This is a genomic window from Geofilum sp. OHC36d9 (assembly GCF_052400685.1).
GTDB lineage: Bacteria > Bacteroidota > Bacteroidia > Bacteroidales > Marinilabiliaceae > CAZHHH01.
The window spans coordinates 84646-99111 of the sequence record NZ_JBQTGJ010000001.1; the positions used below are offsets into that span (position 1 = coordinate 84646).

Below are 14466 nucleotides of genomic sequence, written 5' to 3' on the forward strand. Positions count from 1 at the left end.
CATTTACGAAAAGTAAACTGACTTCGTCTTAAAGCAGAATCAAAGCAATTCTGCTATAAATTTGCGGCAATAGCTTTGCCTCTGCGTATACTACATTCGCCAGTCCTTTGATTTTTATGATATTGTAATTCTGGAATCATCATTTCGTTTGCTTCCTCTGTTTTCATCTCATCACCATTAATTTCCAGATAGTCCATAATCGTATGAGCGATGTCTTCTGTTTCTACATTCTGCTTCATAATGTTTAATGGCAGTTCAAACAGACTGGAACACCCAGTCTGAGAAAATAAATTGACCAATTGCTTATCCTCTTTTAGATCGGAATAGACAAAGGTGCTTAACTTGTCTATGCCCAGGTACTTTTTATCTGTTTTTTGAATCCCTAATTGATCGTATAGTTGGTCCCCCTCAGGAGTTCCATTATTGGTTAACAACAAAAACGTTGTGATTACTATAATACCCTCGGTATATTCATAGGCCAAATAGCCTAACTTCTTTTTTTCCACGCGAAATTCTATCAAATTCTGCCCTCTTTTATTTGTAACCGTTGAAACATCCATTAAATTATTGATTAAACTAAGATGAATAATACCCCATCCAATACAATCCAACCTTTCCTTAAGACGGTTTAGCGCATGTTCCTGAATATATATATCTATTTTTAAATCATTAAAAGAACTTGCTATTCCAATATTTACGGGATGAGTATAAGACCAAAAGATCTCCCCATTAACAGGAAACCCCACTCTATAAGCCGGTCGTTTTTTATTATCTAAGCTTACTTTTAAAACCTCGGGCCTAAGAACATTTACATAATAACAATTAAAGAGGGTAGGAGGAAACCCGGGAACCATTACGAAATCAAATTTGAATATGGTAAATCCCAAATTGGAACAGCTGAAAACATTGGAAGATATTCTGGCCAGTTGCTGTGCTATATCAACAGGCTCCCGATCGGCATATTCCATAAAGGGTTTAAAACCATTTATTATCTCATCTCTGTTTTTACAATTATCATCCAAATTGCGTATTAAAAAGCGCAATGGTTCACCCACCAAATAATAATCATAAAGGGAAACATCAGGTCCGTTTCCATAACTGCTTAACATTGTCTTTTTTAATTGTTGACACGTATAGGTTCTTAAACACTTTAGAAATCTAGCCGGAAGACGTTCGCCTTCAGCAGGCATTACCGTCAATGGTTTCGTCCTTATCTTAAATAGAATATCAAGCTCTTTACGAGGTATAAGGTTATACGCTTCTTCTACGTTAAAAGCTTTAACCAATTCCGTGGTCTTACATTTTAGGTCTTTTACCGGATAACCCTTATTTGCTTTAACAGCAACTTTATGTTTTCTTTTTCGTCTGGTTTTTGCCATCGTTTCAGATTTCGGAACTATTAAACAATAGATAGCTGGAGGGCACAAATCGGCCCATGATATTTATGGAGAAGTGATAATATTATCTAATCTTTGCATTTCATTATTGGTATCGATCTGATTCCAGATTGGAAAGTGATCGCTGAGCCCATAGATTCGCTTTGATGCGCTAACATCAGGGAACAATTTTTCCAATAATGCGTCCCTGGCAAAATCTATCACACCGCCATGATCGGCAGGTAATCCTGTAAAATAAACCATTCTTTGATGGAGCAAAAACAGAGAGCGTTCATAGTTTACTCCCCTATCATTTTGCCAATCGCTTAAAACATATTCCCAATTAGTACCTGTATGTTTTAATATCTGTTTAAAGTCACTGAAGTCTTCCCTCTCCTCTGTATTGGTTCTCAAATCGAATTGATGTAATATCTGTGCAATAAACACAATCCCATCTTCGCACCTGCTTTTGTTACCAAAATCACGAATATTCCATTTCGTCCTATTTAAACTTTCGTCTAACCGGGAAGATGGAATATCATATTCTTCGATGCGTTGAAAAAGTAGCTTTAACTTTTTAGAGGTTTTGGGAATAAGGTTAGAATAATGCATATCGTGGTTTTAATTTGCATTATGTAATTTCAAAATTTTTCTTTTAAAAGTCAATATATGAAGTCATTAAAGTACGCAATACGATAAGCAAATCATTCAATAACAAAATATTACATCCTTATAAAATTTTTCTTAATCAGGAATTTACCCCTAATTAGTGTTTGTCTATAAAGTCAACTTCTGCGTTATGCTTGTCATAAAAACAGTCATTTACGAAAAGTAAACTCCTTGATTTTAATGACTTCACAGGCCTTGAATTTGAACTTTATATTTCAAACACTTAGTTTATGGACAGACTCTAATTAGTGTTTGTCTGTAAAGTCAACTACTGCGTTACGCTTTTCGTAAAAACAGTCATTTACGAAAAGTAAACTCCTTGATTTTTATGACTGTGCAAGCCTTGTGTTTGAACTTTTTGGCTCATACTGAGTTTCTGATTAGACATTATTTAATGCAGTTTGCGATGAAAAAAGTCGTGTTTTTTATATAAATGAAATCATGCTCAACTTAAATTTACTTCAGGCGGGCTTTGATAAAAGTTTCGATGATAAGTATGTTTTAAAGTATTGGGTTACAAAGTTATTACATACATCTACCGTGATGGGAAGTATAAAGCCAAATAGGACTGATTTTATTGAATAGACAATGTTTTGAATGGGGCTCTCAATGTTGTGTTTTAAGCCTTTTATAATTTTTGCAATTACGCCTTTGCTAAGCAGAAAATTAGAAATGCGTCATTAAATCTGTCTGCACGAAAAATAGTCGTTAAAAGTTTACATAATGTTATTGTGTCGAATGTTGAGTAATCTAAATTTTACCACTAAGAATGGATTTTTCTTCCTGCCATGTTGTCCAATAAAAAATAGGGGTTAAACTAAGTTCACTTATGACTTTGAATGTTTTATTCACTATTTGTGTGGCACTGCTATGTTGAACAGTTTGAATGCTGTCATCGTGTTTTTTACCAGCATTTTTTTCGTCGATTTCTTTTGTATCCTCAATTTCTGGTAATAGTGCAAAGAGCTTCTCCCAATCGTTTCGGTTAATCATTGCTAAATATTTTGGAAATTGTTCTAATTCTATCATCGATTGTCAATTAATGCGTTATAGTTATTCAGTAGTTGTAGTTAACGAGTTGTGCCCTTTTGCGGGCTTGTTTACGCATTCTGTCACTCCGTTATTTTTCTAAGCTAATGAATTTTTTAATCCGTCATTAATTATCAGGAAATCTTCAGTAGTCATCCTATCGTTATAAGATTTGAAGAGATTAATGTTCTATATTCAAAAATTGATTTTTTATTAATATGAACGGGTTGCCTCATTTGAGACAACCCGTTTATGTTGCTTATTAAAACGTTACGTTTTTTTCTGTCGCATCAGTGAAGATTACATTCATTTTAGTTCCATCTGAAGAAGAAATGATATCGCTGACAGGCATCAGTTCTTTTTCGGTCCAATCTTCGTTGGACTTTTTCCATAACATCAAGCAGGCATACGTTTTGTTTTTATTGGGTATATGTTTTGCTGTGGAGTTAATAACTACACTGCTTTTGGATTCTGGATTTAGACCATCAATCTGCACCGTTTCAAGTTTGTCCCAGCCCATTAATGTAACCATGGCTAATTGGTATTCTCCATTGTCGATAATGATGGCTTTGTGGCCACCGATATTGCGAGAAATGGTCTTAATCGGTTGATCCTTTTCGGGCAATGCATAATGCCCTAATCGCATGAGTATGGTGTCTGAGCCGAGGTATCTATCGATTCTTAAAATGCCATTGGGTATGGGACATTCGCTCAGCTGTATTTTTACATTTTCGTTAGTTTCTAAAACAGCATCCCGGTAGTAAAATCCATCTTCAAATTTTTTGAAGGTATAGAGTCTCAGTGCTTCCCATTGTTCTTTTTTGTTAAGAAAAACATAGTTCATGGCTACCGCTCCATCAGGACTGTCGGCTTGCCATAAAAATTTACTGTTATATGAAAGGCGGTTGTAGTTTTCTGTTGAGCGGAATTTTTGCCAATCGTCGGCGACTTTTTCGTGGCACCATGCCCTGACTTCAGAGGCTCCGATATTGGGGTAATTGGTAATAAGTGTATTGGTCGCAGAGGAAAAACGATTATATACTTTGTCATTTTTGTACTCGTTGGTCCATGGTCCCTGATTTTCAATTTCGGTCCAGAATGGATTATCTTCTGGAAGCATTAAACCAAGAAATGCCTTACCCATCCAATAAACACTACCACGACAACTGTAATTTTGAACAGCAGGCTCAAACGGACCGTAAAAGCCAAGAGTTGGCACACTGTCTTTAAGAAATCCGGGATGTTGAACAAATTGTAGAATTGTTGCCGACGCATTGTGTCTGATCCATCCCAAATTAAATTTTTTGCTGTCGATCAGGCCAACAAATGGAAAGGGAGCGATTGATGCCATTCGATAGGATATGCTTCGTCCCCACATAATCATTTTGCCATCTTTATCAAAAAGGAAGGGGTAATTATCAGCCATGTCAATAAAGTTGCTCTTAAATTTTTCGGCATAATCGGGGTAATATTTTTTGCCAAAAAATTCATTCCATACCACGCCATATAATTGATATGCCCACATGCTGTAATAGTCGTAAGCCGGATGATCATTGTACCAGCCTTCTCCGCGATAGTCGTCCAGCGTTTTTGACAGATATTCTTCCAGCAAGTTTTCATTGACACTGTAACCCTGATCTTTAAAAAAGCTTAATACAAATATGTTAAAGAATTTCCAGTTCGAGGCCACGGTCGGGCCGTCACCGTAGCTCAGCATGAGGTGCGCAATGGCATCTTTTTTGTCTTGCGGTAGCGGTTCCCATATAACCTGAGGTGCCATAAACAAAGAGATGGACAAAGCTCCGAATTCCACAAGGTTTTGGTTTGGACCTTGACCTTTTTTTCGGGGCGCGATATAGGACTCTTTGGTTGAATCGATGAGGTTTAGGAGCTGATGACGATAATAATCTGCTACTTTGATATTATTTAATACTAATGCTGAGTCTTCGCGTAGCAACGGCGATGCTATGAATAGCGTGCGACACAGACCCTCTAGCTTTTCTGTTGGGATTTGTGCTTCCTTTAGCGGGTAACTTTTGCCTGGCTGTTTGGGAAATTTCATTGGATCATCCAGATCATTGACATAACTGAATGCGCCGTTTAAGATGTAGCGCGCCGCGTCTTTCCAATGTTTCCTTGTCATGCCGGTGAGTGGGCTTGTTTGGTAATCTGGTGTAACAAGTTCAAAAGTCGGGTTGCTCTTGTTTTTATCACTGCTTTTGCCAGGTTTACAGGAACTGTTGATTAGCAATAGTATTATGAATGCGATAAATAACTTTTTTTTCATGTCTGTGGCAATTAAATAAAATGGTTACCGAAAAGGATTAACCGGTATTGAGTTTTTTGCGAAACTGTTCTCTCTAACATAATTCATCCGGCGACTCAATTGTGTTGCGTTTGAGTCGTCGGATGAAAAAGCCTTTTTACTGTGTTAAAAATGAGGTGATTATTAATTCTGTTTTGCGATGTTTACCGGTTCAACGCCTTTAAAAGTTGGCTTTACCGGAATGATATTGCCTTGCTCATCAAATTCGAGTTTGTCGATACATACTTCGCGGTGATAACCGCCCGCTCTGCCCATTTTTAAACCATTGGGATAATTAAAGCGGTGGTATACCAAATACCATTCATCTTTACCTGGGATTTGGATGACTGAGTTATGGCCTGTAGCAAATATGTTGCTAACAGAATCGCGCTGAATAACAATGTTATTATCGGGGATGTTTAATGGGCCCATTGGGGACTCGGATGTTGCATATCTTACTTTGTAATTGGGACTTCGGGTGTCGTCTTCTGACCACATAAAATAGTATGTGTCGTTGCGGACTATGACATAAGTGCCTTCACGGTAGGTATTGTCAATGTTCATCAATTTTATGCTTTTTTGATTGATCGAAATCATATCATCATTTAGTTCTGCCGCAGCCATGTATCCATTACCCCAATACAGATAGCTCTTGTTGGTTTTGGGATCTGTAAAAACATCCGGGTCTATCTCCTGTCCTCGGTTTACACCTAAAGCTTTGAAGTTTATGAGAGGCTCACCGCTGTCGGTAAATGGACCTGTGGGATTATCTGCCACTGCAACACCAATTTTTTGAGCAGCTGTGAAATAGTAGAAATATTTATATTCTCCATTGATCTTTTTTTCCACTATGCATGGTGCCCATGCGTTTCTGTTGGCCCAACTTACGTCTTTTTTCAGATCCAGAATGGTGCCTTCATCGGTCCAGTCAACCAGGTTGTCAGATGAAAACACCTTGAAGTAATATCCCGACCAGCCGGTGAATCCATCGGTGGTTGGATAGATGTAAAATTTGTTGGTTTTTTTGGCATAAAGAATTTCCGGATCAGCATAGTAACCTTCCAATACCGGGTTGTGATCTGCTGAGGCAGATACCTGAAAAATTGTGGGTTCTTTTCCTTCGATCGTGAAGGTGTAGTTTACAGGACCATTGGAAAAATTTTGCGGACCGGAGGGTGTTATTGTGATGCCCGGCCAACCTTGAAATTGTGGATCCAGATTGGCAATGTCTGCATGGCTTTTAACCGGTAGGTGAATTGTTTTGGCTGTTTCATTGAAGTCAACATTCAATGTTTTTAGTTCTGATGACTTCGTTTCAATTAATGAGCCGTCAATTTTACCCCATTCCTGAATGAGTCGCTTTAGTTCCCTAGCTGTAACTGGCATAACCGTGCCATGGCGAGGGTGGAAGTTCATGGAAATCTCTTCATCAATCACAGCGAAATGTTGCAGGTCGGAACTTTTGGTAAATTGATACCGTCCATTGGTGTATACATCGTACATCAGGATGTATTCTTCTGTATTATTGAGTTTAAAGATACCGCTACCTTCAACGCCGTATTTTTCACAGTCTACACGTTCATCGCTTACCAGTTTGTAGCCTTCAGTTAATTGATCGGAAATAGCCAGTTTAATTCCGGGATTACCATCTTCAGCTTTATGAAAGAGGTAATATTTGTTGTTAAAGGGTATTATGTCGCCATCAATACAGGCCTTGGTATTGCTTTCGACGGGTGGATAATAAAGTTGTTGAGGAGCTGATTCGAGAGCTGTGAAGTCGCTATTGGCATAGGCATAGTAAATAATGTCGGCCTGGTTGCCTTGTTTCATAGAGAAATAAATCATGTATTTACCTGTTTTCTCATCATAGATGGTCTGAGGCGCCCATACACGGTGCACATCGCCAAATTTTTCAGGAAATGTTTCGGGTATATTTACTACTGAAGATTCCCATTGTATGAGATCGTCAGACTTCATCAGAATCATCGCAAAATTATTCCATCCCTGTTCGGGTACATAGAGGTCGGTTGCCACCATATAGAAGTGTTTACCATCTGCACTGCGGAGTATATGTGGATCGCGAACACCGCCTGAGGTACTGATTTTTTTTGAATCCAAAACCGGCTGGTTGTTGTTTAGGGCTTTATAATTATAGCCATCGGAGCTGATGGCGAAGCGTATTGCTTCCTCACCAGGTCCATTACCGGTAAAATAGGTAAACAGGTATCCTTCGTATTTTTGGTTCGTTCCTGTACATCCTGCGATGGTTAGTAGCAGCAGAAAAAATACTGGGGTTAATAACTTCTTTTTTAAGTTGATTGTCATAGTATTTGTTTTATAGGTTAATTTTTAGTCTGAATACATAGAACGCATTTCCCGGCATCGTTAATTGAAATTTGTTGCCAGTTGCCTGTATGGAAGTGTGGGCCGGAACAATGGTCAAGGGGGCTTCAAAAGTGTTTATTTCGTCGGGATTGTTGGTGTGCAAGGTCGTTAGTTTAATTTCGTTATTTTTAATCCCTTTTTTCAAACCTTCCAATTTTATATTAATGTTTTGAATGACGTCAGAGGCATTTACTATTTTCAGGATTATTTCAGAAGTTTTAGTATCGATTGCGGCGCTGGCATAGAGGCTGTCCTGACCACAAATTGGTTTCGCATTAAGAGTTATTGGCAGCACATTGGTTCCTGAATTATTGGCATACATCATCTGTACATAATAGTTTGGGGTGCGAACCACCGACAGATTGTCAAACCAAATCATATCTGGTTTCCATTGCCAGGCATCTTTATGTGCCAACAATGGTGCGTAAGTTGCTAACTGAACAATATCCGCATTGCGTTCAAGTCCTGTCATGAAAGCAGCTTCAGCCAAGGCAGAGCGCAGGTTGTTATTGCGATTTCTGTCATGCGCAGCATATTCTCCGGCAAAAACTTTGGGTCCTTTGCGATTGTAGTTGTCATATCTGTCTGCATTTTTCAGGAACCATTCGGGGCTTCTATAGTAATGTTCGTCCACTAAATCAACTTTTAGTTCCGTCATTTTTGGCCACAAATAGTCAAATTTGTCGCCATCGGGTACGGGTCCTGAACCTCCTACAATTTCTATTTTTGGGTAAGTCTTGCGAATGGCATCGATAAATTTGACCAGTCTTTCTACATATATTTCACCCCATTGTTCATTTCCTATGGCTATTTTTTTAAGATTGAAGGGCTGCGGATGGCCCATCTCGGCGCGCACTTTACCCCATTGGCTGGATGGTGAACCATTGGCAAACTCAATCAAATCAAGCGCATCCTGTATATAAGGTGTTAAGTTTTCGAGTGGCACGCATTCTTTGCTTTCGTACTGACAAGCTAAACCACAGTTAACAACTGGGAGAGGTTCTGCTCCAAGGTCTTCACACAGTAGAAAATATTCGTAGAATCCAAGTCCATAGCTTTGGTAATAATCTGGGAAGAAACGGTGTTTGAAGGTGTAGTTCCAGCGGCTTTCGTTGGTTGGTCTATTTTCTACCGGACCGAGGGTGTTTTTCCATTGGTATCTTGTCTCTAGTGTGTTGCCTTCAATTATGCAGCCACCGGGAAAACGAAAGACTCCAGGATTAAGGTCGTATAATGCTTCAACCAGGTCTTTTCTGAGTCCATTGGGACGGTTTTTCCATGTCTCAGATGGGAATAATGATATATGGTCTAAATCGGCTATTCCAGGTGTTTCGAGTACCAGTCTGATCTTTCCTTTTGATTCGGTGGCTGAAGCCTTTATGGTGCATGAATATTTTTCCCAATTAGCGCCTTTAACCTGAATGTAAGCTTTACCTATAATGTTTGCATTGGAATCGATTAGTTCAATTCTGAATTTTTTTTCTTTTTTATCGGGTACTCGTGCGAAGAATGAGAAATTATAGGTGTTATTTTTTTTGTATCCAATGCCTACAAATCCTTCATTTTCCAATCCTGTTCCCGAACGCCAGCCTTGTTCGTGAAAACGAACGTAATTGGGATTTCTATCGAAGCAAGGGTTTTCATTTAGTATTTTGACATCTCCAAATGGCGTCCAGCCGATAAATGGATGGTAAAATTCAAAAGAACGGTTTTTGATCAGTTCCGCATATAGCCCCCCATCGGCACCAAAATTTATATCTTCAAAAAAAATTCCATACATTTCTGGCTGTATGGTTGCTCCCGTTTTTCGGATCTCCACTACAAATTCTTTTTGCCCAAAAATGAGTTGAGTCCAAACTATTAACATGATGAGTGTAATTCCGACCTTCATAGTTTTATTTTTATATGATTATTGTTGAATTTTTAACGCTCATTTTTTTAAAAATACACATAAATCTGAGCAAAGATAGTTATTGATCCCTTTTTTGCCGAAATAATGGTTTTCTATAGAAGTATGCCTTATTTTGAATGTGTAGTTGATAGCATCCATTCATCCTCCCATTTGATGATTGGTTGATCATTTTTAAATTGAATTGGGAGCCAAATGTACCTGCCATCAATTGGGTTTTTGGGTTGCCAGCGGTCGCCCATGTAAATAAAGCTGTCTTTTTTACCATTTACCGGTAATATGTATGTGCTTTGAGATTTGAATGTTAAGTCGGCCTCAGGACCGATGCAAGGGTTGCCCAATTTTTTCCATGGTCCCCAGATTGATTTTGCTTTAAACATTCGGGCTGCGTTTGGTGCCCACCCGGTACAGCCTGAAGCCATCAAATAGTAGATGCCATTTCTTTTGAATATGGCAGGGGCTTCGTTGTGCCCAGCTGGGAAAAGACGGATGTATTTTCCGGTGAAATTTTGATAATCATTCGTAAGTTCAGAAATTTGAAGCGTTAGATTTTCTTCTGCGGCGTGAATGTGATATGCTTTACCATCGTCATCTACAAAGAGAGTCATATCGCGCGACATTTGTCCTTTTTCGAAATCGAGTTTTAGAAGTAGTCCTTCATCAATTGCGGTATACCAGGCCGGGGACCACCATTCTAAATCTTTGGGATACTTCTTTGTTTGTAATGTGTCTGGATAATTTAGCGGCCATTGTTTTTGGTTTGGGCGGACAGATTTTACAAAGTGATAAGGTCCTACAACATGATTGCTTACAGCCAGTGCTGTTTTGGCAGCCTTATAGCCTTTCCCTTTTAATTCAAGGTGAAACCACATCACGTATTTTTTTGTCTTTTTGTTGTATATGACTTTTGGACGTTCAATAACGCATCCTTTCTCAATTTCTGAGCCATTTTCGTCAGACACTTTTAGGACGATACCTTCATTTTTCCAATTATATAAATCTGTCGATGAATAGCAGCTTACGCCTATTTGTGCTGTGTTTCCTTTTGCACCTGTGGTTTTGAATTCTCCAAACCAATAATAAACGCCTTTATTATATAAAATACCGCCTCCATGGGCGTTTATGTGCGTACTGTCGGTGTCAAGCCAGACTTCTCCGGGACGAAAGGAATTGTAAGGCTTGACGTTTTGTGAGTTAATTGTAAATGTGTTTGCTAATGTTAAAATTGCAATTACTATTACTATTGTTGGATGTGCGTATTTTTTTGTTTGTGGGTGCATTTTATTTATAAATTGTAGTTAGTGTCAATAAAAAATGCCTTTTTTTTCGTTACTCTTGCTCGCAAAATAATGGTTTACAATTGTATACTCTCATTTATTGAGTTGCGCAAGCTTTGAATTATTCTGTGTAGCTTAACCTCAGGACTTTACGGACAGGCACTCGTTAGAAATAATTGTCGATTTGAACAATGTTTATTGTTTTGCTTTTTGATTTACAATTTCAATTTTTTAATGTCAACCAAATAACGCACATTTGGCGCTTAGACATTATCACGAATTTGATTTTATTTAGAACAAAATTTAATATTAATCGAAATTTCATGGGATTAATAATGTCGGTTTTAGCTGTTCGCAAAGCCTACTAACTGTTTATTATAGACACTATAAAGTGTCGGTGAGATTTTTGCTTTTTCTATTTAAAGACCTGTTAGAGTGTTTCCATCTATTATAATAGCATTCGAATAATTTTATTCCATTTGTTATGATGTATGCAAAGTATAGGAAGGTTCTCTACTTGCTTCAAAATCTATGAGTTTAAATTTTTAGATATGATGAATTTACGCGATGGTGAACCTTGATTTTTTTTGTGGATGAAAAGTTTTCACAATACGAATTAGTTATAGCAAATTTCATTTTTGAAATATAAAGTGGGGGACGTAAGTGTTAATTTTGTGAAACTATTTACCAAAAACATTAATATGGATTTTAGTGAAAATAATTAATTATGGAAAAGTCACAAAATTATCAAAATAGCCAAATTTTAAATGAAATATGTTTCAGCAGGTCTGGACTAAAGTTTGCTTCTTATGTGAGGTTGATGATGGTTGTGATGATTTGGTTTATGTTTAATGGAAGCGTCCTGGCCGCTAAAATTGAAACTACAGCAACACTTACCGAAAGTCGTGTTTTGGAAGAAGCGTGTGAATTGCATATCACTTCATCAGATAATCCGTTATCCGCAGGTGTTACAATTGCTTTGAATCATGAAGATGCGTGGGTTTTTTTTGACAATTTGAAACCTTCGTTCGTAGTTGAACATTTTCTTGATCGTATTAGTGTTAATGGGGCCGCTTTTGTTACTGGTACCAATGGACGTATTGCTATTTATGCGCAAGGTACCGTATTGATGCCGCACGCTGATACATATAAGCCATTATCAGTTTTTACAGACGAAAATTATGGTGGAAAAATTGCCAAATATGGTGTTCATACTTATTATAATAATTTGGGAGAATTTGATAATGCCATTAAATCCTTTAAACTTAAAAGAGGGTATATGGTTACTTTGGCAACGGAGTCTGATGGGAGTGGATACAGTCGTGTTTTTATTGCTGATACGACAGATTTGGACATTGAAGTAATGCCAGAATTTTTGAACGCCAATGTCTCCTTTATCCGTGTATTTAAATACCAATGGGTTACAAAAAAGGGTTGGGCAGGTTGGAATCAGGATGAGTATGAGATGACTAATTCTACTTGGTATTATGATTGGAGTGCTGGAGGTTCCACATCTTTTGATGTTGAGTATGCTGTAATAAAACAAAATTCAGGATGGCCTAGTTGGTCGGATATTAATAGTAAAACTAATGTTACTCATCTTCTGGGTTTTAACGAGCCGGATCGTCCTGACCAGTCAAATATTGATTTTGATGATGCGTTGGCAATGTGGCCCCAATTTATGGCTTCGGGATTACGCTTGGGAGCACCAGCCACTTCAGATCCATTTAATAGCTGGTCCCTATTCAATTTCATTGACAAATGTGATGAGCTAAACTATCGGGTTGATTTTGTAGCTATTCATGCCTATTGGGGAGGGAAGAGTGCACAGCAGTGGTATAATGATTTGAAATACATACATAATCGTACTGGTCGACCCATATGGATTACCGAGTGGAATAACGGTGCCAACTGGACAACAGAGTCATCTTGGCCTGATGATCCATCTGAATATACTGACGCGAATGCTCAAAAGCAGTTGAATGATTTAAAAGCTATTTTGGAAGTTCTGGATACAGCTAGTTTTGTTGAGCGTTATTCTATTTATAATTGGGTTGAGGATGCCAGAGCTATGGTTCTTAACGGTGAACTAACGCTTGCAGGCGAATATTATGCTAATAATAATTCACGAATCGCTTATAACAGTAATAACGATGTTATTCCTGAGTGGAATTATTTGCAACCGTCACTTTCATTACGACATCTAACTCTTTCTAATACAATTAGATTAAGTTGGAATAACACTAATGGTGATTTAGCAAAAGGTTTTATTTTGGAAAAGAAAGTTAACAGCGGTGCATATGAAGAAATATATAATGTTGACGATATTTCTGTACTGTCGTTTGTGGATCCATTGGATTCGGACATTAGGGGATCGGTGAGTTACAGGTTAAAAGTTAAAACTGTGGAAGGAACCAATATTGTATCAAATGAAGTGTCTTACTATCAGACAAGTGGTGAAAATAGTATTCAGGCAGCAACATTTTCTGTTGGAACAACAGATTGGGTGCAATCAATTTTTGCTGAGAAGTATGAAACGGCTCCAATCATTATTTCTGGTATCCCATCCTTCAACAATGTGATGCCTATTACGACACGGGTTAATTCTGTATCAACGACTTCATTTTTGTTTCAATTCGATCCCTGGAATTATTTAAATACACCGGTTTTTTCGAAATCAGAGAATCTGTCTGTGCTTGCTATGCCTGAAGGAGTCTATAATTTTAGCGGGTTGAAAGGAATCGCAGGCGTCGTTTCGGGGATGGATAAAAATTGGCAAGAGGTTACTTTTGAAGAATCTTTTGAAACAGTGCCAGTGGTTTTATGCACTCAGGTTTCTAATAGCACGTCTTTTGCAACAACAGTTGCATTGCGAAATGTTTCTAAAACTGGATTTGAAGTTCGGTTGAAATCAGAAGAAGCTGTTACCTCACCTACGTTAGCTGAAAAGATTAATTTTTTGGCTATTGAGTGTGGGCAGGGAATAATTGGAAGTTTTAGAGTTACCGTGGGACGAACTGAAGATGGCGAAGATATAGCCGCTGACAAAATTATTGTGCCCATTGATAATAGTTATATAGAGCCTGCGGTTTTTGCAGGATTGCTTACAGAATCAAACGACTTTGCATCTACCATGCGATATTATTATTCGGATGAAAGTGAGATAAGTTTGTTTAAACAAAGAGAAATGTCTGGTTCTTTGGCTGTTGTGGAAAAGGATCATGTAGGATGGTTAATAATGGATGTTGGAGAACAACAGCCATTATCTGATATTGATACTCGTGATACTAATAATCTGCCTTTTTATCCCAACCCGGTTTCAGACAATATTTATTTCAATTTTAAAAGTCCTACGCATGTTGAGTTGTATGATCTGTCAGGAAATCAGGTAGATGTTTCAAATGTGCAGAACAGTCTAAGCGTGTCTTTTTTACCAGCGGGGATCTATTTTATAAAATCGCCTTATGGGGTTGGTAAATTTGTGAAAAAATAAAACACATTAATTTTTATAAGTAA

General features: G+C 37.9%; 8 protein-coding genes and 1 pseudogene. 1 reads left to right on the forward strand and 8 read right to left on the reverse strand.

Annotated elements, in window-relative coordinates; translation table 11 throughout:
- Positions 1-53: 53 nt before the first annotated feature.
- From ACT3CD_RS00360 to ACT3CD_RS00395, 8 genes and pseudogenes are all read right to left on the reverse strand, one after another.
- Positions 54-1379 carry a hypothetical protein gene (locus ACT3CD_RS00360; protein ID WP_444641838.1) on the reverse strand — a complete coding sequence of 442 codons (1326 nt, stop codon included), beginning with the start codon at positions 1377-1379 and terminating at the stop codon, positions 54-56.
- A gap of 63 nt (positions 1380-1442) precedes the next feature.
- Positions 1443-1988, reverse strand: a complete 546-nt coding sequence (locus ACT3CD_RS00365) for a hypothetical protein (protein WP_444641840.1) — start codon at positions 1986-1988, stop codon at positions 1443-1445.
- Between the two features lie 700 nt (positions 1989-2688).
- A pseudogene (locus ACT3CD_RS00370) lies at positions 2689-2781 on the reverse strand (DUF6508 domain-containing protein); the annotation flags it as partial.
- 14 nt (positions 2782-2795) lie between these two features.
- Positions 2796-3074 carry a DUF6508 domain-containing protein gene (locus tag ACT3CD_RS00375; RefSeq protein WP_444641842.1) on the reverse strand — a complete coding sequence of 93 codons (279 nt, stop codon included), beginning with the start codon at positions 3072-3074 and terminating at the stop codon, positions 2796-2798.
- Between the two features lie 262 nt (positions 3075-3336).
- Positions 3337-5361 carry a DUF2264 domain-containing protein gene (locus ACT3CD_RS00380; protein ID WP_444641844.1) on the reverse strand — a complete coding sequence of 675 codons (2025 nt, stop codon included), beginning with the start codon at positions 5359-5361 and terminating at the stop codon, positions 3337-3339.
- A 162-nt stretch (positions 5362-5523) separates the two neighbouring features.
- Positions 5524-7704, reverse strand: a complete 2181-nt coding sequence (locus tag ACT3CD_RS00385; RefSeq protein ID WP_444641846.1) for a family 43 glycosylhydrolase — start codon at positions 7702-7704, stop codon at positions 5524-5526.
- A gap of 10 nt (positions 7705-7714) precedes the next feature.
- Entirely contained in the window at positions 7715-9655 is a 1941-nt protein-coding gene (locus ACT3CD_RS00390) for an alpha-L-arabinofuranosidase C-terminal domain-containing protein (RefSeq protein ID WP_444641848.1), read from the reverse strand.
- A 128-nt stretch (positions 9656-9783) separates the two neighbouring features.
- Positions 9784-10953, reverse strand: coding sequence for a glycoside hydrolase family 43 protein (locus tag ACT3CD_RS00395; RefSeq protein ID WP_444641850.1), 1170 nt, complete (start codon positions 10951-10953; stop codon positions 9784-9786).
- Positions 10954-11677: 724 nt separating this feature from the next.
- On the opposite strand from ACT3CD_RS00395, the gene ACT3CD_RS00400 reads away from it, so the two are divergent.
- Entirely contained in the window at positions 11678-14443 is a 2766-nt protein-coding gene (locus tag ACT3CD_RS00400; RefSeq protein ID WP_444641852.1) for a glycosyl hydrolase, read from the forward strand.
- Positions 14444-14466: the final 23 nt, after the last annotated feature.